We start from the raw sequence: 228 nt of genomic DNA, 5'->3' as shown, positions 1-228 counted from the left end.
TCGCCAACGGCGTGCAGGTGCTGCAGGCTGCCAACACCGGCCTGACCTCGTTGCAGAAGCTGATCGACTCTGCGAAGTCGATCGCCAACCAGGCGCTGCAGACCACCGTCGGCTACTCCACCAAGTCAAACGTCTCCACCACGATCGCGGGTGCGACGGCGGCGGACCTGCGCGGCACGACCTCCTTTGCCAGCGCGACCGCGAGCAGCAACGTGCTCTATAACGGCA

General features: G+C 65.4%; 1 pseudogene. It reads left to right on the top strand.

Annotated features, from left to right (window positions below):
• Positions 1 to 228, top strand: a pseudogene (locus tag IVB47_RS02070) (flagellin); the annotation flags it as partial.

Source organism: Bradyrhizobium sp. 62, from assembly GCF_023073035.1.
Classification (GTDB): Bacteria; Pseudomonadota; Alphaproteobacteria; order Rhizobiales; family Xanthobacteraceae; genus Bradyrhizobium.
This window is presented reverse-complemented; position numbering and strand designations above follow the sequence as displayed.